Origin of the sequence: Microbacterium sp. MYb72 (assembly GCF_002979415.1) — a bacterium.
Lineage (GTDB): Bacteria > Actinomycetota > Actinomycetes > Actinomycetales > Microbacteriaceae > Microbacterium > Microbacterium natoriense.
Genome location: NZ_PCOT01000006.1, coordinates 110263 through 130909, shown reverse-complemented (window position 1 = coordinate 130909; position 20647 = coordinate 110263). Strand labels below are relative to the sequence as shown.

The 20647-nt window shown below is 69.6% G+C and carries 17 protein-coding genes; 5 read left to right on the top strand and 12 right to left on the bottom strand.

What is annotated here, in order from left to right; translation table 11 throughout:
* Positions 1–63: 63 nt before the first annotated feature.
* Positions 64–492 (bottom strand): DUF1761 domain-containing protein, encoded by a 429-nt coding sequence (locus CQ047_RS05120; protein WP_105673204.1) that lies wholly within the window; start codon positions 490–492, stop codon positions 64–66.
* Between the two features lie 241 nt (positions 493–733).
* Between CQ047_RS05120 and CQ047_RS05115 the strand changes: the two genes are divergently transcribed.
* The 3 genes from CQ047_RS05115 (at position 734) to CQ047_RS05105 (ending at position 3929) form a co-directional block, all read left to right on the top strand.
* The gene (locus CQ047_RS05115; protein WP_105673203.1) at positions 734–2395 is read left to right on the top strand and encodes a glycoside hydrolase family 13 protein; all 1662 of its coding nucleotides are present in this window, start codon (positions 734–736) and stop codon (positions 2393–2395) included.
* 97 nt (positions 2396–2492) lie between these two features.
* A complete protein-coding gene (locus tag CQ047_RS05110; RefSeq protein WP_105673202.1) occupies positions 2493–3500 on the top strand; it encodes a LacI family DNA-binding transcriptional regulator in 1008 nt (335 codons plus the stop codon).
* Between the two features lie 24 nt (positions 3501–3524).
* Positions 3525–3929, top strand: a complete 405-nt coding sequence (locus tag CQ047_RS05105) for an arsenate reductase ArsC (protein ID WP_105673201.1) — start codon at positions 3525–3527, stop codon at positions 3927–3929.
* A gap of 21 nt (positions 3930–3950) precedes the next feature.
* Here the strand turns inward: CQ047_RS05105 and CQ047_RS05100 are convergent, their stop codons facing one another.
* The 5 genes from CQ047_RS05100 to CQ047_RS05080 all read right to left on the bottom strand — a co-directional run bounded on the left by CQ047_RS05100 (position 3951) and on the right by CQ047_RS05080 (position 8356).
* Entirely contained in the window at positions 3951–5162 is a 1212-nt protein-coding gene (locus CQ047_RS05100; protein ID WP_258132488.1) for an MFS transporter, read from the bottom strand.
* 49 nt (positions 5163–5211) lie between these two features.
* On the bottom strand, positions 5212–6528 hold the full coding sequence (nhaA, locus tag CQ047_RS05095) for a Na+/H+ antiporter NhaA (protein WP_105673200.1): 1317 nt from the start codon (positions 6526–6528) through the stop codon (positions 5212–5214).
* Positions 6529–6637: 109 nt separating this feature from the next.
* On the bottom strand, positions 6638–7066 hold the full coding sequence (locus tag CQ047_RS05090; RefSeq protein ID WP_105673199.1) for a DUF6855 family protein: 429 nt from the start codon (positions 7064–7066) through the stop codon (positions 6638–6640).
* Positions 7067–7169: 103 nt separating this feature from the next.
* On the bottom strand, positions 7170–7799 hold the full coding sequence (locus CQ047_RS05085) for a superoxide dismutase (RefSeq protein ID WP_105673198.1): 630 nt from the start codon (positions 7797–7799) through the stop codon (positions 7170–7172).
* A 29-nt stretch (positions 7800–7828) separates the two neighbouring features.
* Positions 7829–8356 (bottom strand): flavin reductase family protein, encoded by a 528-nt coding sequence (locus CQ047_RS05080; protein WP_223587254.1) that lies wholly within the window; start codon positions 8354–8356, stop codon positions 7829–7831.
* A 108-nt stretch (positions 8357–8464) separates the two neighbouring features.
* Here CQ047_RS05080 and soxR point away from each other — a divergent pair, with 108 nt between their 5' ends.
* Entirely contained in the window at positions 8465–8935 is a 471-nt protein-coding gene (gene soxR / locus CQ047_RS05075) for a redox-sensitive transcriptional activator SoxR (protein ID WP_105673197.1), read from the top strand.
* 58 nt (positions 8936–8993) lie between these two features.
* Positions 8994–10232 (top strand): amidohydrolase, encoded by a 1239-nt coding sequence (locus tag CQ047_RS05070; RefSeq protein WP_105673196.1) that lies wholly within the window; start codon positions 8994–8996, stop codon positions 10230–10232.
* A 149-nt stretch (positions 10233–10381) separates the two neighbouring features.
* Here CQ047_RS05070 and CQ047_RS05065 read toward each other — a convergent pair whose 3' ends face one another.
* The 6 genes from CQ047_RS05065 to CQ047_RS05040 all read right to left on the bottom strand — a co-directional run bounded on the left by CQ047_RS05065 (position 10382) and on the right by CQ047_RS05040 (position 20554).
* The gene (locus tag CQ047_RS05065; protein WP_105673195.1) at positions 10382–12577 is read right to left on the bottom strand and encodes an RICIN domain-containing protein; all 2196 of its coding nucleotides are present in this window, start codon (positions 12575–12577) and stop codon (positions 10382–10384) included.
* 250 nt (positions 12578–12827) lie between these two features.
* Positions 12828–15212: a family 16 glycoside hydrolase gene (locus tag CQ047_RS05060; protein ID WP_105673194.1), complete on the bottom strand. Its 2385-nt coding sequence runs from the start codon at positions 15210–15212 to the stop codon at positions 12828–12830.
* A 46-nt stretch (positions 15213–15258) separates the two neighbouring features.
* The gene (locus CQ047_RS05055; protein ID WP_105673193.1) at positions 15259–17412 is read right to left on the bottom strand and encodes a glycoside hydrolase family 43 protein; all 2154 of its coding nucleotides are present in this window, start codon (positions 17410–17412) and stop codon (positions 15259–15261) included.
* Positions 17409–18260 (bottom strand): carbohydrate ABC transporter permease, encoded by an 852-nt coding sequence (locus tag CQ047_RS05050; protein WP_105673192.1) that lies wholly within the window; start codon positions 18258–18260, stop codon positions 17409–17411. Before CQ047_RS05050 ends, CQ047_RS05055 begins: the two co-directional genes overlap by 4 nt.
* Positions 18261–18266: 6 nt before the next feature.
* The gene (locus tag CQ047_RS05045; protein WP_105673191.1) at positions 18267–19172 is read right to left on the bottom strand and encodes a carbohydrate ABC transporter permease; all 906 of its coding nucleotides are present in this window, start codon (positions 19170–19172) and stop codon (positions 18267–18269) included.
* A gap of 68 nt (positions 19173–19240) precedes the next feature.
* Positions 19241–20554 (bottom strand): sugar ABC transporter substrate-binding protein, encoded by a 1314-nt coding sequence (locus tag CQ047_RS05040; protein ID WP_105673190.1) that lies wholly within the window; start codon positions 20552–20554, stop codon positions 19241–19243.
* Between the last annotated feature and the right edge of the window lie 93 nt (positions 20555–20647).

Below are 20647 nucleotides of genomic sequence, written 5' to 3'. Positions count from 1 at the left end.
GTCCGTTCGTCGAATGCCGACGCCGCGACCGAGGAGACGCCATCGCGATCAGTTCTCCGCGGACTAGCCGAGTGCGGGCGGCCACACGCCGATCAGCACGGCCATGACCACCACGGTCACGAGCTCGTGCGCGATGTTCATGGTGGTCAGCGCGGTCGGGCGCCCCTCGAACGCGTCGTGGGTGATGAAGCGCGCGGCGGTGAATCCGGCCCACAGAGTGACCGCGGTGATGATCGCGCCCCAGAAGAACAATCCTCCGTAGAAGTGCCAGGCGATGGCGGATGCTCCGGCCAGCACCCACGCCGTGATGAAGCTCACGATCACGGTCGTGATGATCGCCATCGTCGCGCTCGATCCGGGGCGGTCCATGTCGACGTTCGCCAGCTTCGACCACCGCGTGCCGAACACTTTCGGCGCGTACCAGATCGACCCGACGAGCATGCTCGACGCGGTCGCCAGAAGGACGGCCCAGTAGTTGATCTCGGGAACCATGACAGCCTCCACTCGTCGGATGCCGCCACACTACTCCCCGGCATCCCCCTGGCCGCGGGTCGCCTCGCCGACGGTGGGACACGCCTGCACGATCCCGCGACGCCGTCCCGCCTGCGCGATCCCGCCTCCACTCCGCCCACACGGATGCAACAAGCCCCTGACCCGCGGCGGAGAACCCCCCGTCGAACCGATTCGATTCCTGCTCTGGCGAGAATGTAAGCGTTTGCACTAGCCTGATCCCATGGCACAGCTTGAGCAGATCGCAGCCCCCGGTTCCGAGTGGTGGCGCAGCGCAGTCATCTACCAGATCTACCCCCGCTCCTTCGCGGACGCCTCCGGCGACGGCATCGGCGACCTGCCCGGCATCACGAGCCGCCTCGACTCCCTCAGGGAGCTCGGCGTCGACGCGATCTGGCTGAGCCCGTTCATGACGAGCCCGCAGCGCGACGCCGGCTACGACGTGGCCGACTACCGCGACGTCGACCCGCTGTTCGGCACTCTCGCCGACTTCGATGAGATGCTCGCGCAGGCCCACTCCCGCGGCATCCGCGTCGTCGTCGACCTCGTCCCGAACCACTCCTCCGACCAGCACGTCTGGTTCCAGGAGGCCCTGAAGGCGGCCCCCGGCAGCCCCGAGCGCGCCCGCTACATCTTCCGCGACGGCAAGGGCGAGAACGGCGAGCTCCCCCCGAACAACTGGGAGTCCGTGTTCGGCGGCGGCATGTGGGAGCGCATCACCGAGCCCGACGGCACGCCCGGCCAGTGGTACCTGCACATCTTCGACGCCACGCAGCCCGACTTCGACTGGACCAACGAAGAGGTGCGCGAGGAGTTCCGCTCCATACTGCGCTTCTGGCTCGACCGCGGCGTCGACGGCTTCCGGGTCGACGTGGCGCACGGCATGATCAAGGCCGAGGGGCTGCCCGACTACACGCCCCCCGCAGACGCCGACTCGATGGGCGGCGGTGAGGCGGACGTGCCGTACTGGGGTCAGGACGGCGTGCACGACATCTACCGCGACTGGCACAAGGTGCTCGCCGAGTACGACGGCGACCGCGCGCTGTGCGGTGAGGCGTGGATGCCGACGCTGAAGCAGACCGCTCTCTGGGTGCGCCCCGACGAGATGCACCAGACGTTCAACTTCCCGTACCTGATGACCCCGTGGGACGCGAAGGCTCTCGGCGACGTCATCCGCGAGTCGCTCGACGACTTCGGCGCCGTCGGGGCCCCCAGCACCTGGGTGCTCTCCAACCACGACGTCGTGCGGCACGCCTCGCGCCTCGCGCTGACGGCCGACAACCCGCAGGGCGAGGGCATCGGCCCGAACACCCCGCACAAGCCCGACACGAAGATCGGCCTGGCCCGCGCCCGCGCGGCGACCACGCTGATGCTCGCCCTGCCCGGTTCGGCGTACCTGTACCAGGGCGAGGAGCTGGGTCTGCCCGAGGCGATGGAGATCCCCGACGAGTTCCGTCAGGACCCGACGTGGTTCCGGACCGACGGCGAGCGCTACGGACGCGACGGATGCCGCGTGCCGCTGCCGTGGGAGGCGGATGCTCCGGCGTTCGGCTTCAACGACACCGGCCTCTCGTGGCTGCCGCAGCCGGCCGACTGGGCGAGCTACGCGCGCGACACCGAGGAGGGCGACCCCGTCTCGACCCTGTCGCTGTACAAGGAGCTGCTCGCCGCGCGCCGTGAGCACGGCTTCGGCTCCGGCTCGCTGGTGTGGGAAGACGCGGGGAAGGATGCCGTGGCCTTCCGCCGCGGCGACGTCCACGTGCTCGCCAACCTCGGCACCGCGCCGCTGCCCCTGCCCGCCGGCGCCGCCGTGGTCCTGAAGAGCCAGCCCTTCACGGGAGACGCCCTCCCGGTCGACACGGCCGTCTGGTATACCACGGCCTGAGCCGACTCCCCCGTTCCGGTCGCGAACCTGGTCCTCTGCACCGTCAGATCACGACCGAGTCCGCGACCGGAACGAGGAACCCCCGAAAGGAACACCCATGGCGAGCATCGATGAGGTCGCCCGGCTCGCCGGGGTCTCGACGGCGACCGTGTCGCGCGCGCTGAGCGGCCGCGGGCACGTCTCCGAGTCCGCGCGCCTGCGGGTGCAGGAGGCGGCATCCGCCCTGGGCTACGTGGTGTCGTCGCGAGCGTCCAGCCTGGCGTCCGGACGCACCCGCAACATCGGCGTGATCGTGCCGTTCCTCGACCGGTGGTTCTTCAGCACCGTGCTCTCCGGCGTCTCCGCGGCGCTGATGCGCGAGGGCTACGACATCACGCTGTACAACATCACCGCCGACAAGGACGTGCGTCGCCACGTGTTCGACACGTTCCTGCGCCGCCAGCGGGTGGATGCCGTCATCGCCGTCTCGATCGAGCTCGACGACGACGAGACCCAGTACCTGCTCGACCTCGGCCTGCCCGTCATCGCGATCGGCGGTCCGAACCCGAAGCTCGACACCCTGACGGTCGACGACGTCGCCGTCGCGCAGCTCGCCACCGAGCACCTGATCGGCCTCGGCCACCGCGACATCGCGCACATCGGCGCGAACCCCGAGTTCGACATCGACTTCCACATCCCGACCAACCGGCGCCTCGGCTTCGAGAAGGCGCTGGCGAAGGCCGGCATCCCGCTCAACCCGGCGTTCCTCGAACCCGCCGACTTCACCGTCGAGGGCGGATACCGCGCGGCCAAGCAGCTGCTCGGCCGGCCTGGTCCTCGTCCGACCGCGGTGTTCGCGGCATCCGACGAGATGGCGATCGGCGCGATCCTCGCCGCGCGCGACCTCGGGTTCGGCGTGCCGGAGGACCTCTCGATCGTCGGCATCGACGGCCACGAACTCGGCGAGTTCTTCCGCCTGACGACGGTCGACCAGTTCCCGCTGGGCCAGGGCGAGAGGGCGGCGGATGCCGTGCTCGCCAAGCTCGCCGCCGACGGCGCCACCCGCGCGCCCGTCGCGCTGCCGTACGAGCTGAACGTCCGCGGTACGACCGCGCGCCTGCTCTAGCCTGTGCGCGGCTACCCTGGAGTCATGACCGCCTCCGTGCCCTCCGTCCTGTTCGTCTGCGTGCACAACGCCGGGCGCTCGCAGATGGCCGCCGGCTTCCTGCGCGACATCGCGGGCGACCGCATCGAGGTCCGCTCGGCAGGCTCCCTGCCCGCCGAGCAGATCAACCCGATCGCCGTCGAGGCGATGGGCGAGCTGGGCATCGACATCACCGCGGAGTCGCCGAAGGTGCTCACCACCGAGGCGGTGCAGGACTCCGACGTGGTCATCACGATGGGATGCGGCGACGCGTGCCCGTTCTTCCCCGGCAAGCGCTACGAGGACTGGGCTCTCGACGACCCGGCCGGTCAGGGCATCGACGCCGTGCGGCCGATCCGCGACGAGATCCGCCGCCGCATCGAAGCCCTCGCGGGAGAGCTCCTCGCCTGACGGCCTCGGCCGCCGAGAGCCTCAGGCGCGCAGCGCCGACGCGGCGGACCTCGGCCCCACCGCGAGGTGCACGAGCATCGTCGCCGCCAGCACGACGGCCGAGATCAGCAGCAGCCGATCGGGGGCCACCCCGATCTCCAGCGCAGCCCCGCCCAGGCCGCTGCCCAGCGCCGATCCCAGCGCCATCGCGCTGCCGTTGAGGGCGAAGACGAGCGCCGCCGAGTCCGGAGCCATCGCGCTGAGGCGAGCCTGCAGCGGAACGCCGGAGCCGCCGTTGCCGACCGCGCACGCGAAGAACCACACGATCGCGGCGACCGTGCCCAGCGCGCCGGGCAGCAGCAGTCCGAGCGAGCCGAGCAGCGCGGAGGCGATGAGCAGCCCCAGGATGCCGGTGACGACCTGCACGGGCGGGCGTCGGTCGGTGAGCCTGCCCGTGAGCACGTTGCCGACCAGGCTCAGCAGGCCGTAGCAGAACATCACCAGGACCATGACGAGCCCTCCGCCCACCCTCGGACCCACGATGAGCGTCGCATAGGTGAAGCAGAGGTAGCTCGCGCACATGATGCCGACGGGCACGACGAGCGCGGCCAGCAGACGCGGCTCCCGCAGCGGCTGCAGCGTCTCCCGGAGCGAGCGCGGAGGCAGGCGCAGCCGCGGGACCCGGAGCAGGATGCCGACGAGCGCCGCCGAGCCGACGGCGACGACGAGGAACAGCGGAATCCGCCAGTCGCTCTGCCCGAGCAGCAGGCCGAGCGGCACGCCGAGCGCCGTGGCGGTCAGCCACCCGCCGAGGATGAGCGAGAGGGCGCGCCCTCGGCGCTCCGGAGGCGTCTTCGCCACCACGTAGGCGCTGATCACGGCGTTGAGCAGAGCGCCGCCGAGCGCCGAGACCACCCGCCCCGTCATGGCTACCGCGTAGGTGGGGGCGAGCGCGACGACGAGGTTGCCGATCACGAAGACCCCGAGTGCGCCGACGATCGTCGCCTTGCGCTCCCACCCTCCGGTGAGCGCGCTGAGCACGGGTCCGGCGAGGGCGCTCGTCAGGGCGAACACCGCCATCAGCTGACCTGCCGCCGCCGGTCCGACGCTCAGATCATCGGCGATCTGCGAGAGCAGGCCCGCGAGGACGTAGCCGTCGATGCCCATCGAGAACGTGGCGACGGCGAGCCACACGAGCGCTCCGATGCCTGCGCCACGGGCGCCATCGGCCCTCTCCCCCTCGACGTCGCGCACCCCGCCATCCAATCAGAGTCGGCGCCGCCACGACCGCGACGCCCCGGTGTCAGGCGTCCTGCTGATACACGTCGGGCACGCCGTCTCCGTCCTCGTCGAGAGCCTCCCTCTCGGAGATCGCGCGGTAGCGGCGGTTCCGCAGGCCGAGGAGGACGGATGCCGCGAGCGCCGCGATCACCGAGGCGCCGAGGATCGCCGTCTTCGCCGCATCGTGCGCGACCCCCGCGGGGAAGCTGAGCTCGCCGATCAGCAGCGACACCGTGAACCCGATGCCGGCCAGCATCCCCACCCCGACGAGGTCGACCCAGCGCAGTCCGTCGCTCAGGCGGCTCCGCGTCACGGTCGTGGTGATCCAGGTGGCCGCGACGATGCCGAGGGGCTTGCCGATGACGAGAGCGCAGACGATCGCGATGGTCACCGGATGGGTCACGGTCTGCACGAAGCCGTCGCCCACCACCGTGACCCCTGCGGCGAAGAACGCGAAGACGGGCACGGCGAACCCCGCGGAGAGCGGGCGGAACCGGTGCTCGAACTCCTCGGCGAGACCGGCTTCTGAGGAGCCGTCTGCGGGCTTCACCGGGATCATGAAGGCCAGCGCCACGCCGGCGATCGTCGCGTGGATGCCGGAGGCGTGCACGAACGCCCAGACCGCGACGCCGATCGGGAGGAGGATCGCCCACGCCGCGAACCGGTGACGGAGGAAGAAGCCACGGCGGCGCTGCGCGAGCGCCGCGTAGAGGGCGAGTCCGAGGAGTGCGGCGGGCAGCGGCATCGGGTTGAGGTCGTCGGTGTAGAAGACGCCGATGATGACGATCGCGATGAGGTCGTCGACCACCGCGAGGGTGAGCAGGAAGAGCCTCAGCCCGCTCGGCAGATGTGAGCCGATGATCGCGAGGACCGCCACGGCGAAGGCGATGTCGGTCGCCGTGGGGATCGCCCAGCCGCGAAGCAGCACGGGGTCGGGGCCGACCACGGCGAGGTAGATCACGGCGGGGACGACGACCCCGCCGACGGCCGCGATCACCGGCACGAGCGCGGTGCGCACGTCGCGGAGGTCGCCGACGACGAACTCGCGCTTGAGCTCGAGCCCCACGAGGAAGAAGAAGACCGCGAGCAGCCCGTCGGCGGCCCACGCGCCCAGGCTCAGCTTGAGGTGCCAGGGCTCGTAGCCGATCTCGAGGTCGCGTAGGGCGAAGTATCCGTCGGCGAAGGGCGAGTTCGCCCACACGAGGGCGATGCCCGCCATGACGACGAGCAGGATCCCCCCGACGCTCTCCTTGCGCAGGAGCGCGCCGATGCGGCGGGCTTCGCGGTGACTGCCGCGCGCAGGGAAGGTCTGAGGGGCGACGTGCGGAGGGATGGTCATGGGATCTCCCGGGGTCTCGACAACGATGTGTCGACCAGGCTTCCCGACTCTCCGCAACCCAGCCTACCGGGCGGTGCGCGGCCTTCCCTGAGAGGTCACGCCGCGGCGGTCACGCGGAGGGAAGCGCGCGCACCCTGTTGTTGCGCGGGTTGTGCTCCAGCTCGACGAGCCCGAGCGCTTCGAGGAGCGGAGGCACGTACATGCCGAACCGGCCCCGGTACCCCTTGCGCTGCCCGTACCAGCCACCCACCGGGTTGTCGGCGGAGCGACCCCACGCCTCGACCGTGTCGGGCGCGGCATCCTTCTTCTCGTCCGCAGCCCCCAGCACGACCCAGTCTCCGCGGCGCAGCAGCTCGGCGTGCAGGTCGTCGACCGCGCGGGCGAGGTACGTCAGCTTCGTGGAACCGACCTGGCACACGAGGAGCGCGGGATCGGACTCGTCGTCGCGATGGATCGTGTACTCCGACGAGAGCGGAGCGGTCTTCAGCCGCCACGGGTCGGATGCCGTGCCCGTACCGGACCAGTGCTGCTCTGTCATGCGCGATTCCTCTCGACGGCGTACTGCCGGGGATCGGACGGACCCCCGGCAGTACATTGTGCTCCTCCGGACCGCTGTGGCGGCAGCATCCGGAGGGAATCCGTCACTTCGCGACGATGAGCCCCTTCGTCGCCTCCTGGGCGCGCTGGAACCGGCGCTGCACGTCGGGCCAGTTCACGATCTCCCAGAACGCCTTGACGTAGTCGGCGCGCACGTTGCGGTAGTCGAGGTAGTAGGCGTGCTCCCAGACGTCGAGCTGCAGCAGCGGGGTGACACCGAGGGGCGCGTTGCCCTGCTGGTCGAAGAGCTGGAAGATCACCGGACGCGCGCCGACGCCGTCCCAGGCGAGCACGGCCCAACCGGAGCCCTGCACGCCGAGCGCGGTGGCCGTGAAGTGCGCGCGGAAGGCGTCGAGCGAGCCGAACGCGTCGTCGAGGGCGGCGGCGAGCTCGCCCTCGGGGGAGCCGCCGCCGTCGGGCGAGAGGTTCTCCCAGAACACCGAGTGGTTGATGTGGCCGCCGAGGTTGAAGGCGAGGTCCTTCTCGAGCTTGTTCACGGCGGAGAGGTCACCCGTCTCGCGTGCGGCGGCGAGCTGCTCCAGGGCGGTGTTCGCGCCGGTGACGTACGCCTGGTGGTGCTTGGAGTGATGCAGCTCCATGATCGTTCCGGAGATGTGCGGTTCGAGGGCCGAGTAGTCGTACGGCAGTTCGGGGAGGGTGTACGGAGCGGACATGCGTCTTCCTTTCGATGGAGGTTCGGGGGTCAGTGCTCGCCGCCGGAAGGCAGCGCGTGGAATCGACGGTCGACGTAGACGAGCGGACGCCCTGGGCGGCCGTGCCGCACCTCGAGCACCTCGGCGATGACGACGGTGGAGGAGCCGACGGGGACGCTCTGGATCGGGCGGCAGCGCAGGGCGACCCTGGCCTCCGGAAGGTACGGCTCCCCGGTCGGGAGCGTGCGCCATCCCTGCTCGGGGGTGAACCGCTCCGACCCGCTCACGGCGAAGCTCTGCGCCAGGGCGGAGTGCTCGTCGTCGACGAGGTGGACGACGAAGCCGTCGGCCGCGAGGATCGCCCCCGCGCTGCCGGTCGCCCTGGTCACCGAGAACACGATGGCGGCGGGGTCGACGGCGACGGAGGCGACGCTCGACGCGGTCAGGCCGACGGGCCCGGCGGGGCTCGCCGCGGTGATGATCGCGACGCCGGCCGGATGCTGTCGGAAAGCGGCTTTGAGGCCCTCGCCGACCTCGGTGGGGACCGGGGCCGCCGGTCGCGTGTCGTTCATGGTCATCGGGCGCGCACCGTCCGATGCGGGGCGCGTGCTTCTCGTGTTCGGGTCACGTCTGCAACGCTAAGACCTCAAGTACACTTGAGGTCAAATCGAGCGAAGGACGCCCCGATGAGCGCAGATACGGACCGCACGCCGCACGCCCCCGACGAGCCCCTGACGATCGGCGAGATGAGCAGACGCACGGGCGTCGCCCCCTCCGCGCTGCACTTCTACGAGGGCCTCGGACTCATCGCCTCCACCCGCACCTCCGGCAACCAGCGCCGCTACGCCAGGCACATGCTCCGTCGCGTCTCCCTCATCACCGTGGCGAAGCGCCTCGGCATCCCCCTCTCCGACGTGCAGGAGGCGTTCGCCGACGTGCCCCTCACGCAGACGCCGAGCCACGCCGACTGGCAGCGCGCCTCCCGCCGCTGGAAGCGCGAGCTGGAGAAGCGCCGCGAAGGCATCGAACGGCTCGAACGCGAACTCACCGGATGCATCGGCTGCGGATGCCTGTCCATGAAGGCCTGCGGGCTGCTGAACCCCGACGACGCCCTCGGCAGCCAGGGCGCCGGCCCCCAGCGCCTGCGCGAGGACTGAGCTCGACGCTCGCCCCGGGCGCCCTCGAGCGCCCCCGACCCGCCGGTAGGCTCGGGCCATGACGATCGACCTCGAAGCGCTCTACATCGACCTGCACCAGCATCCTGAGCTGTCGTTCCAGGAGACCCGCACCGCCGGCATCGCGGCGCAGCACCTTCGAGATCTCGGGCTCGAAGTCGAGGAGGGCGTCGGCGTCACGGGCGTCGTCGGCGTGCTGCGCAACCCTTCGTCAGGCTCAGGGGAGTCCGGAGACGGCCCCGTCGTCTGGATCCGGGCCGACATGGACGCCCTGCCCGTCGAGGAGCAGACCGGACTGACGTACGCGAGCACGGCGAAGGGCGTCGACCCCGCGGGCACGACCGTCCCCGTCATGCACGCGTGCGGCCACGACATGCACGTGACGGCCATGATCGGCGCGGTCGAGAAGCTCGTCGCGGAGCGCGCCGACTGGAGCGGCACCGTCGTCGTGCTCATCCAGCCCGCCGAGGAGTACGGAGCAGGGGCGCGCGCCATGCTGGACGCCGGCGTCCTCGACCGCTACCCGAAGCCCGACATCGTGCTCGGACAGCACGTCACCCCGCTCCCCGCCGGGATCATCGGCGTGCGCGGCGGCACCCAGATGGCGGCATCCGACGGCCTCACCGTGACCCTGCACGGACGCGGAGGCCACGGCTCCCGCCCGCACGCGACGATCGACCCCGTCGTCATGGCGGCCGCGACCGTCATGCGGCTGCAGACCATCACCTCGCGCGAGATCGACCCCCAGGGCGTCGCGGTCGTGACGGTCGGCTCGATCCACGCCGGCCTGAAGAACAACATCATCCCCGCAGAGGCGAAGCTCGAGCTCAGCCTGCGCTACCCGGACGAGGACGCGCGGGAGAAGGTGCTCGCCAGCGTGGAGCGCATCGTGCGCGCCGAGGCCGCGGCATCCGGCGCCGAGCGCGAGCCGGAGATCCGCACCGACCACACGCTGCCCGCCACGATCAACGACGAGGAGGCCACGGCGCGTGTGACCGCCGCGCTGCAGCGGGTGCTCGGCGAGGCGTCGGTCATCGACCCCGGCATGTTCACCGGCAGCGAGGACGTCTCGTGGTTCGCGAGGGATGCCGGAGTCCCGCTGGTGTTCTGGTTCTGGGGTGGCGCCGACCCGGCGAAGTTCGCCGCGGCGAACGCCGCCGGACGTGTGGCCGAGGACATCCCGACCAATCACTCGCCCTACTTCGCCCCCGAGATCCACCCGACCATCGAGGTCGGCGTCACCGCCCTGTCGACGGCGGCGCGCGAGTTCCTGGGCTGAACGGTCTCGGTTCACAACTCCTCAAGGATCCGCGAGATCGGGCCCGCAGAGCCGGGTCCAGCGCGAGCGCACTCGATTCGTGAGGAGTTGTGAACCACGGACGAAGCGCCCCGGGCTCCGAGAGCCCGGGGCGCATCCGCGTCATCCGGCTACTGGATCTGCCACTTCTGGACGGCGCTCGCCGACACGGCCTGCTGCGTCAGCCCCGTGCCGTTCGTCGAGGCCGTCGCGGTGAGCAGGAGCCCGCTCTTCACCGACGTGAGCGTGTACGTGCCGTCGGACTGAACGGCCGCGGTCCAGCGCTGGTTCGTCCCGCCGCTGCAGGTCCACTGGATGATCTTGGCCCCCGCGGCGACCGACCCTCCGTCGACGTCGGCGCACATCCCCGACTCGACGTTCTTCACCTCGTACGAGCCGTCGGCCTGCCGGGCGAACTGCCACTTCTGGTTCGCTCCCGTGTTGCTCGTCCAGATCACCAGCTGCGTTCCGGCCGTGGTGCTGTGGTTGGGGTTGTCGATCGACTTCCCACCCGAACTGATGGTGCGGATGCCGTCGAGCACTCCCGTCGACGCGACCGGGGTCAGGGAGAGCGTCTGCTCTGCGGCGCTGCGGGTGCCTCCGACCGCGGTTCCGGCGGCGGTCCAGCTGCGGACCGGGGTGGTCTCGGCGAGGCGTCCGGTCGTGGCGGACACCGAGATGACGAGTCCGCTGTAGCGGTTGACCAGGCGGACGGTGCCGTCCGGTGCGTTCGTCGTGGCCGAGCGGTTCTGCACCACCCACCACTGCTGACCCGCAGACGGGGATGCCGCGGCCACGGCCGTGAGCGGGGCGCCCCAGGCGCGTCCGGCCGACGACTGCGACGACACCCCGAGCAGGGCGCCCGTGGCGTCGTTCGCGACGGTGAACGCCCCGTCTCCCGTCGGCGAGAACCTCCAGGTCGCCCGGCCGTTGTCGGCTGTCGCGGAAGTCACGCTCGTGTCGGCGGTCGACTGCACCAGCATCCGTCCGCCCGAGCCGATGCGGTAGGTCTTCGTCGTGTCGACGGGGGTCGCGACCGTGCCGCCGAGCGAGACGTTCACGTACTCACCCGACTTGCCGCCGGAGCATCCGAACGAGCAGTACATCCGGAAGTCCTTGCCGACGATGGCCGAGCTGGTCTTGCTCACGGGATCGAGGAACCAGCGGTACCAGGATGCCGTGTGATACGCCCCGGTGTCTCCGATCAGGGTCCACTTCTGCGAGGACAGGTCGTCGGTCGCGTAGATCTGCTGCGGGGCGTTGCCGCTCTGATCGACGGCCTGCGGCTCGCCGATCCAGAGGCCGAGGTAGGCGTTCCAGGCCACGTCCATCACGAAGAGAGGAGATGTCGGCGGAGTCGTGCCCGCGGCGACCTGCTGGGCCACCGTGCCGGGGGTCGACGGCGAGTACTCGGCGCCGACGGGCGTGTACCCGTTGGCGTTCGAGGTCGTCACCGGCACCATGTTGCTCTCCTTGCCGCCGATGCCCGGCTGCGACCACTGGCCGTCGTACCACTTCTGCCAGCTGCTCGGGGCCATCTTTCCGGAGATGGGGGCGCGGGCGACGTGCGCATGGAACGCCGCCCAGCTGCCGTTCTTGTTCACGATCCGCGAGCCGTAGAAGACGTAGAAGTAGCCGGACGCGGCATCCACGACGAGCCGGGGGTCGCCGTCTCCGTAGTGGTAGGTCTGCTGCGGGAAGTCCGTGCTGCTGCCGCGCGTCGTGCCGAACGGCGAGGTGATGATCCGGTCGCTGATGGTCCAGGTCCTGCCCTGATCCCTGGACACCGCGAGATCGATGCCGTCGAAGTGGATGCCGTCGCCGTAGGGCTGCGGGGTGAACTCGTTATGCACGAGGCCGTACCAGTCGCCCGAGTCCGGATCGACCCAGACTCCGGCGAGGTCGCAGAAGTTGCGCTGGGAGTACGTGGTCGTGCTCGGCGCGTAGGAGGACACGAGTCCGGTGGGGCTGTTGTTGCAGCGCCAGGTGGTGTCCTTGTTCGAGTCGTTCGCGTTCGCCGGATTCACCGAGTCGGTCAGCGCGCTCGACAGGGTCGCGGTGTCCATGTTCGTGCCGGAGTAGAACGACCATCGCCGCTCCTGTGTCGCACCGTAGAGGGCGTGCGCCTGCTGGAAGTAGTAGGTGCCGTCCTTGTCGATGTAGCTCGCGGCCGGGGTGTCATCCGGCTTCGTCCAGGTGCCGGTGCTGCCCACCGTCACCGTGTACGTCCCGGTCACGGCCGCGCCCGCCGGCACGGACGCGAGGCCCGCCAGCAGAATGCTCGCACCCGCGGCTGCGATCAGTGAAAGTCGTCTTGTCCACGCCATCGTGTCCCACTCTCCGTTGAATGTTTGCGTTACCACTGAGAGCGCGATCTTCTCGCTGTTTTTGGACTGTGTCAATGTTTGAGAATGGCTAAGCGCAAACAGTTTCTCGAACACCCGTCATCACAGACCGCTCGAGGGCGCGGCATCCGTCCGGCATCCGTGCGTTTATCGGACGGATGCCCGTTTCTCGGACGATCCTGCGCGGATCGTCCGAGAAACGGGGGATCGCCCGAAGAGCGGATGCCTGTCGTCAGCCCTTCGAGACCAGGAACTCCCTGAAGTCGGCCGCGGCGAGCATCGCGCGGACTCCGGCGGTTCCACCGGTCGCGCACGACGGATCCGTCACCGACACCCTGGCCTGGTCCCACGACGAGGTGCGCTGCCCCGTCGCGGTGATCGTGCAGCCGGAGGTGCGGAGCGTGACCCGGTACCAGGAATTCACCTGTACGCCGCCCGGCACCCCGGTGTCGGCGAGCGGCGTCCACGACCCGTTCGCCTTGCCGAGCGACAGCCGTCCGGTGCTGCCGTCGACGCCGGCGAAGTAGCCCGTGTACGCATCGGGGCCGACTCCGGGAGAGGTCATCCGCGCGAGCACGCCGGCGTTTCCGCTCGGCGCGGTCAGCGACGTGAGCCGCACGTCGGACGACACCGTGTAGGCGTCACCGGCGATCGGAGAAGCGAACTTCGGACCGTCGGTCGCGGATGCCGACTGACGTTCGATGCCGCCGGCGAACGTCGACCAGCTGCCGCCGTACCCCGCCCACCCCGTCGAGGCGCCGGATGCCCACGAGTCGGCGTAGGCGGCTGCCGTCGACGCACCGGCCTGGGTGACCTGGAGGTTGCGGAACGACGCCGAGCTCAGGTGCGTGCGCACGCCCGCCTGACCCGAGGCGAAGCATCCGGCGTCGGTCGCGGTCGCCGTGGTGGATGCCGTGCCGTTGTCGGGCTTGATCGTGGCGGTGATCGTGCAGCCGACGATGCTCGCCGTGAGGTGGTACCAGGTGCCGGCGCTCACGCCGCCGGTCACGTTCTGCAGGGCAAGTGAGGTCCAGTTGTTGTTCTGCTTGCCGATGAAGATCGTGCCGTTGGTCTCGACGCCGACGTAGTACCCCGCGTGCGCGTCAGCTCCGACCGCCGGCGCGCGAGTGCGCAGCAGCACGCCGGCCTGACCGGTGGTGTCGAGGCGGATGTCGGTGTCGAGCGTCACGTCGGTCCATCCCGTCGAGCCCACCAGGGACTTCGGTCCGCTGGAGGCTCCGGCCTGGGAGTAGACCCCGCCGCTCACCGACCAGGCGCCGCCGTACGTGGACCAGCCCATGTCGTTGCCGGAGTCGAACGGCGCATAGAGGGGAAGAGTGCCCACCGGACCGGTGCCGAACCGCACGTCGCACCTCGTGGTCGACCCGGCGACGAACTTGGGGGAGACCATCATGATCGCCGACCCGGATGCCGTCGGCACGATGCTCGGGCTGTAGTTGGCGCAGTGCTTGCCCGGTCCGTTGTTGTAGTCGCCGGTGGGGTCGATCGTCATCGGCGCTGATACGGCCTGCCAGGCGCCGACGCCGAGGTTGGTGTTGGTGAACACCACGCGTCCCGACTCGGGCTTGACGACCGTCGTCGGACCGTCCGCCCCCGTGACGACTCGCTGGCCGGACATGATGAGGGTGCCGTTCGGACCTCCGGCCGGACTCCACGCGAGTGCGGGGGTGTGCAGCAGCTGACGGCCGTCCGCCGTCTGCACGAGGGTGCCGAGATCGGTCGCCGACCCCCACGAGGCTCCGTCCGGCGAGGTCTTCAGGTAGACGCGACAGGTCTGGTCGGCGTTGCCCACCGAGTCGCGGCACAGCTCGTAGCCCAGCGCGTAGGTGCCGTTGGGCAGCTTCCGCACGATCGGCATGCCGGGGCGCGAGCTGCTGTCCCCCACCGCGACGACGTCTGTCTGGCTGCCCCAGGTCGCGCCGCCGTCGGACGACGTCGTCATCACGAGCTTCTGGCTGTAGCCGGAGGAGCGCAGACGCTCATCGGAGAAATGGCAGGCGAGGTCGCCGTTGGCGTTCAGCACGATCTCCGGCTCCCACAGGCCCGTGGACACCTGGTTGGGCGCCCCCGACTTCGTCACGCAGTTGCCGCGGCGGGTCCAGGTGGCTCCGTAGTCGGTGCTGATGAAGGTCTGCACCTCCTGATTCGACCAGTTCACGTTGTCCCAGGCGTTGCCCGCGGCGATGATCGTGCCGGCGGGCAGACCTCCGGCCGCCTGCGGCAGCTCGTACATCGATCCGAAGTAGATGCCCCACCCGGCGGTCGGCGAGTAGAGGGTGCTCAGCGTCGACCAGGTCTGGCCGCCGTCGGTGCTCCGCTTGACGACGGAGTGCGTGCGCACGCCGGTGTCGTTGACGCTGTACATCACCAGCAGGTCGCCCCGCCGGCTCTGGTCCGCGCTGGCGCCCAGCCGGATGATGCGCGGGTAGTCGTTGTTCTCCGCGCCGCTCGGCGACGACGGCGCTGCGACCACCGAACCCGGTGAGGCTGAAGCCGCCGTGGGGAGGGCCACCAGGCCCGCCGCCCCCAGCACCGCCGCCGCGAGGACGGCCGTCAGACGGGAGGGTCGTCGCCGCCCCGTGGATGATCTCTGCATGACGCTGCTCCTTCTCTTCGTCGAGACGGACGTTCGCCGTCCCGGTCTAGGTGTGCGCGATCCCGCGCACCACGAGCCCTTCCACGCGAAGATGTCCGCCCGCCGCACGGATGCCGGTGGCGCCCGTGGCGTGAGGGAGGACGTCCGCGACGTCGATGATCGGCACGCCGTCGAGTTCGACGGCGATGCGCTCGCCGCGCAGCCTCACGACGACACGGTGCGGCGCCTCGGACTCGATGTCCGCCGCCGCGGAGGCGAGGATGCGCTCGTCGTAGTCGTGCCGGGCCAGCACCACCCGGTCGACGTGCAGCTGCACGGAGTACCCGAGCAGGAAGTTCACGCCGAGTCGGGTGTCTGCGCCCTCTCCTCCCTCGGAGAGGGCGCTCGCCCTCACCAGGAGGTCTCCGTGTCCGCCGCTCTCGGTCGCCGTGAACGCGAGCGCCGCCTCGATGTCGACGTCCGCGCGCGGGGTCGGATCGAGGAGGGCCTTGCCGTAGCCCGAGAGCGCGCCGTCGACCGGGCCCGCGTCACCATCGCCGAGTCCGGGCGAGACCGTGATCAGCTCGATGACCGGCCCGCCTGCCACGGCGGAGATCCGCAGCGGGTTCTCCCCGTGCGTGAGGCGGATCTCCGCCGTCACGACGTGACCGTCGTGACTCACCAGGATGCGGGTGCTCTCCCCTCCGGCATCCACCCCGATGACGTCTCCGGCGGAGAACACCCCCGCGAGCTGCAGGGAGAACGTGTCCCCACGCGCGGCGTGCAGGCGGTAGCCGGCGGACTCCCCTGCGGCGAGCGCGAGGCTCTCGCCCTGCGTCGACGGGGCGTCGGGCGTGAGCGCGGCCCAGAGCCTCCCCGGCACCGGGACGACGGCCCGGCGATCGGACTCATCGGGAGTGGTGTCGGTGAGGGCGACGTGGCCGATGCGCACGCCGCCGCCCCGCGCATGCACGCCGACGAGGGCGGGGGCGCCGAGCGGCGCAAGCTCCAGCGGCTGACGCCGTCCGTCGAGGAAGACCTCTATGCGGTCGTGGTCGGCGACGATCCTCCACGTGTGCAGCGCGGCGTGCGCGAAGCCTGGCGGGAGCGGTGCATTCCCTGCCGGCTCCCCGCCGTCGATCGCGTGCACGCGATGCGCGTCCCGATCGATCCCGACCACGATCCGACGGCCGTCCTCCGTCTCGAGCATCACTCCGTGCTCGGCGGCATCGAGCGCCGTCAGCGACACCTCGGCGGTGAGCGTGGGCACGGCCCCGATGCGCCAGAGCGCAGCGGCGTCCAGCGCGCCGGTCAGCACGGCGGAGCGATGATCGGGGGCCAGTATCCCTCCCTCGACCTCCCAGGACGCGGCGTCGCCGTCGTTCCAGGCGCAGCGGTGGGTCGGCTCCGCGGGGACGGGGGCTTCGCGCGACGGCCCCAGCACGAGCAGCCGGCCGCCGCCCCACACCTGACGGTCGATGTTCAGATGCCGGGTCAGGTCGGGGTTCATGTTGTGGAACACGAGGTACGTCGACACCAGGTCGGGGCCGACGACGCTGCAGCTGTGCCCGAGCCCGGTGTACTCCGCGTCGGTGCTGACCACCAGCGGATTCAGCAGCCCAGGACTCCATCCGGTGAGCGGATGATCGCTCGACGCCGCATCGATCCGGTAGCCGGGGCTCAGGTAGTGGTTGCCCGTGAGCGTCATGTGGTACCTGCCGTCGCGCTTCGCCACGAAGGGACCCTCGGTCCAGCCGTTCATGTGGATGCCGGTGAGCACGGGCTCCCCGAACTCGGTCGGCGAGGGCATCTCGCACCCCCAGATGCCCTCGTCGCCCGCCCAGTAGAAGTACCGGCGACCGTCATCGTCGATGAGCACGTTGCCGTCGATCGCGTGCCCGACATTCCCGCTCACGTCGACGAACGGACCAGTGGGGCTCTCGCTCCGCAGCACGTGGTGTCCTTGACCGGACGGCGAGGTGTACATGTGGAACTCCCCGTCGGCGTAGACCACCTCCGGCGCGAACGGGACCAGCCCGGGGAAGACGTCCGGCGCGATCGCCGGCCCCTCCGGCGTCCAGTGCAGGAGGTCGTCGGAGCTCCAGCAGTCCACCTGCGGGGTCGTCGAGTAGAGGTAGTAGCGACCGTCATGGCGGAGCACGAAGGGGTCGGCGTAGTCGCCGTCGCGGGCGATCGGGTTCTCGTAGACGGCCACGGTCACTTGATCCCGCTGATCGCGAACGAGTCGACGAAGTGCCGCTGCATGAGGCTGAACAGCACGACCACGGGGAGCACGGCGATGACGGACGCCGCCATCACCATCGGGAAGTCGGTCTGTTCGGCGTAGTAGCCGGTGAGCGAGGCGACCACGAGCTGCACGGTCGACTTGTCGGGCGAGTTGGTGAAGATGAGCGGACCGAGGTAGTCGTTCCAGGTCGCCATGAAGACGATGATCACGTTGGCGGCGATCGCCGGTCGGCACAGCGGGAGGAAGACGCTCCAGTAGATGCGGAAGTACCCCGCTCCGTCGAGCTTGGCGGCGTCGAGCAGCTCGGTGGAGAGTCCCATCATGTACTGCCGCAGGAAGAACAGCATGAGCACGTTGCCGAGGGTGCCCGGCACGATGAGCGGCAGCAGGGTGTCGATCCAGCCGACCTCCGCGTAGACGAGGAACTGCGGGATGAGCGTGACGATGACCGGCACCATCATGGTCGCCAGCAGCAGGGTGAACAGCAGCCCCTTGAGCGGGAAGTTCAGCTTGGCGAACGCGAACGCCGCCATGGTGGTCGAGAAGGTGCCGATCGCCACGACGAGCAGCGTGACGATGGCGCTGTTCAGCAGGCCCGAGGCGAGCGGCACCACGTTCCACACGTCGACGTAGTGCGAGAAGTCGAACGGGTCGGGGATCCACTGCGGCGGGAACTCGAAGACCATCTTCGATTCCTTGAGCGAGGTCGACACCATCCACAGGAACGGCAGCACCATGGTGAGCGCCCCGAGCAGGACGAGCACGAAGAAGACGACGGTCGTCGCGCGACGTCGCGCCGTGAGGGTTCGCAGGGTGGCCATGTCGGTTCAGTCCTCCGTGTGCACCCAGCGCCGGGACACCCGGAACTGGATCAGTGTGATGACGAGGATGACGAGCGCGAAGAACACCGCGACGGCCGAGGCGTAGCCCATCTGGTTCGAGGCGAAGGCCTTCTCCCAGATGTAGTAGGTGATGGTGGCCGCGCTGTAGTTCGGCCCGCCGTTCTTGGTGAACAGCTGCACCTCGACGAAGGTTTGCAGCGAGCCGACGATGCCGACCACGATCAGGAAGAAGGTCACGGGGGAGAGCATCGGCAGGGTGATCGAGAAGAACGTCCGGATGCCGGATGCCCCGTCGAGCCGCGCGGCCTCGTAGTAGCTGTCGGGGATGTTGTTGAGGGCGGCGAGGTAGTAGATCGACGTGATGCCGATCATCTTCCAGACGATCATGATCACGATCGTGACCTTGATCCAGGCGGGGTCTCCCAGCCAGTCGGGCCCGCGGATGCCGAACCAGTCGCTGAGCCCCTGGTTGATGGGACCGAACTGGTAGTTGAAGAGCCACTTCCACATCACCACGAGCGCGACGATCGACGACACGTAGGGCAGGAAGTAGAGCACCCGGAAGATCTTGTTGCCAGGGGTGCGGCGGTGGCTGGCGATCGCGAAGAACAGCCCGAACGCGAGGTAGAACGGGATCGGCAGCAGCATGAAGAGGGTGTTGCCCGAGGCGATCCAGAACTTGCGGTCGGAGAGGAACGCCGTGAAGTTGTCGACTCCGACGAAGTGCTGCTCGCCGCTCAGCACGTTCCAGTCGGTGAAGCCGGCGTAGACGGCGACCGAGACGGGGACGACGAAGAACAGCAGCAGCTGCAGGGTGATCGGCGCGACGAAGACGACGCTCCAGGTGCGCTCATGGCGCGCCTGTCTGGGCGCTCTCCTGGGTGCCGTCATGGGCGGGCCTCTCTCGTGAGGGGTCGTCCGGGCCGGTGCACGGCCCGGACGACCCTGTCCGTCTGGTGCTACTTCGCCGTCGCGATCGCGTCGTCGAGCGCGGTCTGCATCTCCGCCTCCACCGACTTCGTGTACTCGGCGGCGGTCACCTCGCCCCGATAGACGCTCGCCACGTTCGACGAGAACACGTTCCACCAGTCGCCGTTGTAGGTGAAGGTCTGAGTGGGTCGGTGGCCGACCTCCTCGATGATGCGGATGAACTGCTGCTTGTTGGCCGGCGGCTTGTCCATCGTCAGGTACTCGTCGTTCGTCATGTCGATGAGGTTGGGGACCGCCTGACCCTTCTCCATGTTCGTGCGCTGCGCGTCTTCGTTGAAGGCGAGGAACGCGGCGAGGTTCTCGGCGTCGGTGGGGTTCTTGCTCGCCTTCGACACCGCGAAGCCGACACCGCCGTACCAGGTCGCCTCCGACGAGGTGGGCGTCGGGACCGGCCACGGCATGAGGTCCCAGTCGAACGTCACCTCGTCCCAGAACTGCCCCTGGCTCCACGGGCCGATGCCCATCATGCCGATCTTGCCGTCGATGAACCGCTGGAAGCTCCCCAGCGAGCTCTCCTCCTCCGAGCTCGGCGCCACTCCCTCTTTGAGGGAGAGGTCGGCGACCCACTGCAGGGCCTCGACGAACTTCGGGTCGGTCACGGAGACCTTCGTGTGATCCGCGTTCAGCCAGTCGGCGTCGTTCGACCACACCGCGGACTCGAGAGAGTACGGGGCGGTGCCGTAGGTCTTGTCCGCGCCCTCCCCTGAGGTCAGCTTCTTGGCGTTGGCGACGAATTCGTCCCAGGTCCAGGGGACCTCGGGGTCGGGATCGGGGATGCCGGCCGCCGCGAAGAGATCCTTGTTGTAGGCGAGGGCGAAGGGGCCGATGTCCTTGGGCAGCGCGTAGATCGCCCCCTGCCCCGGCGTCGTGCCGTCGAACTTCCAGAGGTCGATCGCGTTCTTCCACACGTTGTCGGCGTCGAAGATCTCGTTGTCGGCGACGTAGTCGCTGAGATCGGCGATCACGCCGTTCTTCACGAGCGGCTGCAGGTTCTCGCCCACCATATAGAAGACGTCCGGCGTCTTCTTGGCGGCGATCATGGTCTGGAGCTTGGTCTGGAAGTCGGCCGCGGGCACGCTGATGTAGTCGACCTTCACCCCCGGGTACTTCTTCTCGTACTGCGCGATCATGTCCTTGAAGACGTCGACCTCCTGCGGGGACCCCCACCCCATGAAGGTGACCGTGCGGTCGCCGGACTGCTCTCCCGAGCCCCCGCCGGAGCATCCGGCCAGAACCAGGGCGGTGGCCGCGACCAGAGCGACTGCTGCGGTGCGTGTTCTCATCTGCCTCTCCTGAATGTGTGAGGAGCCGCCGGTCTCCCTCGACCGCGGCGCTGCGGGTATCCGGCCTGGGAGGACCGGCGGGAACTGCTCTGT

What these genes read in the sequence shown, in the direction of transcription:
- CQ047_RS05120 (WP_105673204.1), bottom strand. Translation starts at nt 492, where the DNA reads ATGGTTCCCGAGATCAACTACTGGGCCGTCCTTCTGGCGACCGCGTCG.
- CQ047_RS05115 (WP_105673203.1), top strand. Translation starts at nt 734, where the DNA reads ATGGCACAGCTTGAGCAGATCGCAGCCCCCGGTTCCGAGTGGTGGCGC.
- CQ047_RS05110 (WP_105673202.1), top strand. Translation starts at nt 2,493, where the DNA reads ATGGCGAGCATCGATGAGGTCGCCCGGCTCGCCGGGGTCTCGACGGCG.
- CQ047_RS05105 (WP_105673201.1), top strand. Translation starts at nt 3,525, where the DNA reads ATGACCGCCTCCGTGCCCTCCGTCCTGTTCGTCTGCGTGCACAACGCC.
- nhaA (WP_105673200.1), bottom strand. Translation starts at nt 6,528, where the DNA reads ATGACCATCCCTCCGCACGTCGCCCCTCAGACCTTCCCTGCGCGCGGC.
- CQ047_RS05090 (WP_105673199.1), bottom strand. Translation starts at nt 7,066, where the DNA reads ATGACAGAGCAGCACTGGTCCGGTACGGGCACGGCATCCGACCCGTGG.
- CQ047_RS05085 (WP_105673198.1), bottom strand. Translation starts at nt 7,799, where the DNA reads ATGTCCGCTCCGTACACCCTCCCCGAACTGCCGTACGACTACTCGGCC.
- CQ047_RS05080 (WP_223587254.1), bottom strand. Translation starts at nt 8,356, where the DNA reads ATGACCATGAACGACACGCGACCGGCGGCCCCGGTCCCCACCGAGGTC.
- soxR (WP_105673197.1), top strand. Translation starts at nt 8,465, where the DNA reads ATGAGCGCAGATACGGACCGCACGCCGCACGCCCCCGACGAGCCCCTG.
- CQ047_RS05070 (WP_105673196.1), top strand. Translation starts at nt 8,994, where the DNA reads ATGACGATCGACCTCGAAGCGCTCTACATCGACCTGCACCAGCATCCT.
- CQ047_RS05065 (WP_105673195.1), bottom strand. Translation starts at nt 12,577, where the DNA reads ATGGCGTGGACAAGACGACTTTCACTGATCGCAGCCGCGGGTGCGAGC.
- CQ047_RS05060 (WP_105673194.1), bottom strand. Translation starts at nt 15,212, where the DNA reads ATGCAGAGATCATCCACGGGGCGGCGACGACCCTCCCGTCTGACGGCC.
- CQ047_RS05050 (WP_105673192.1), bottom strand. Translation starts at nt 18,260, where the DNA reads ATGGCCACCCTGCGAACCCTCACGGCGCGACGTCGCGCGACGACCGTC.
- CQ047_RS05045 (WP_105673191.1), bottom strand. Translation starts at nt 19,172, where the DNA reads ATGACGGCACCCAGGAGAGCGCCCAGACAGGCGCGCCATGAGCGCACC.
- CQ047_RS05040 (WP_105673190.1), bottom strand. Translation starts at nt 20,554, where the DNA reads ATGAGAACACGCACCGCAGCAGTCGCTCTGGTCGCGGCCACCGCCCTG.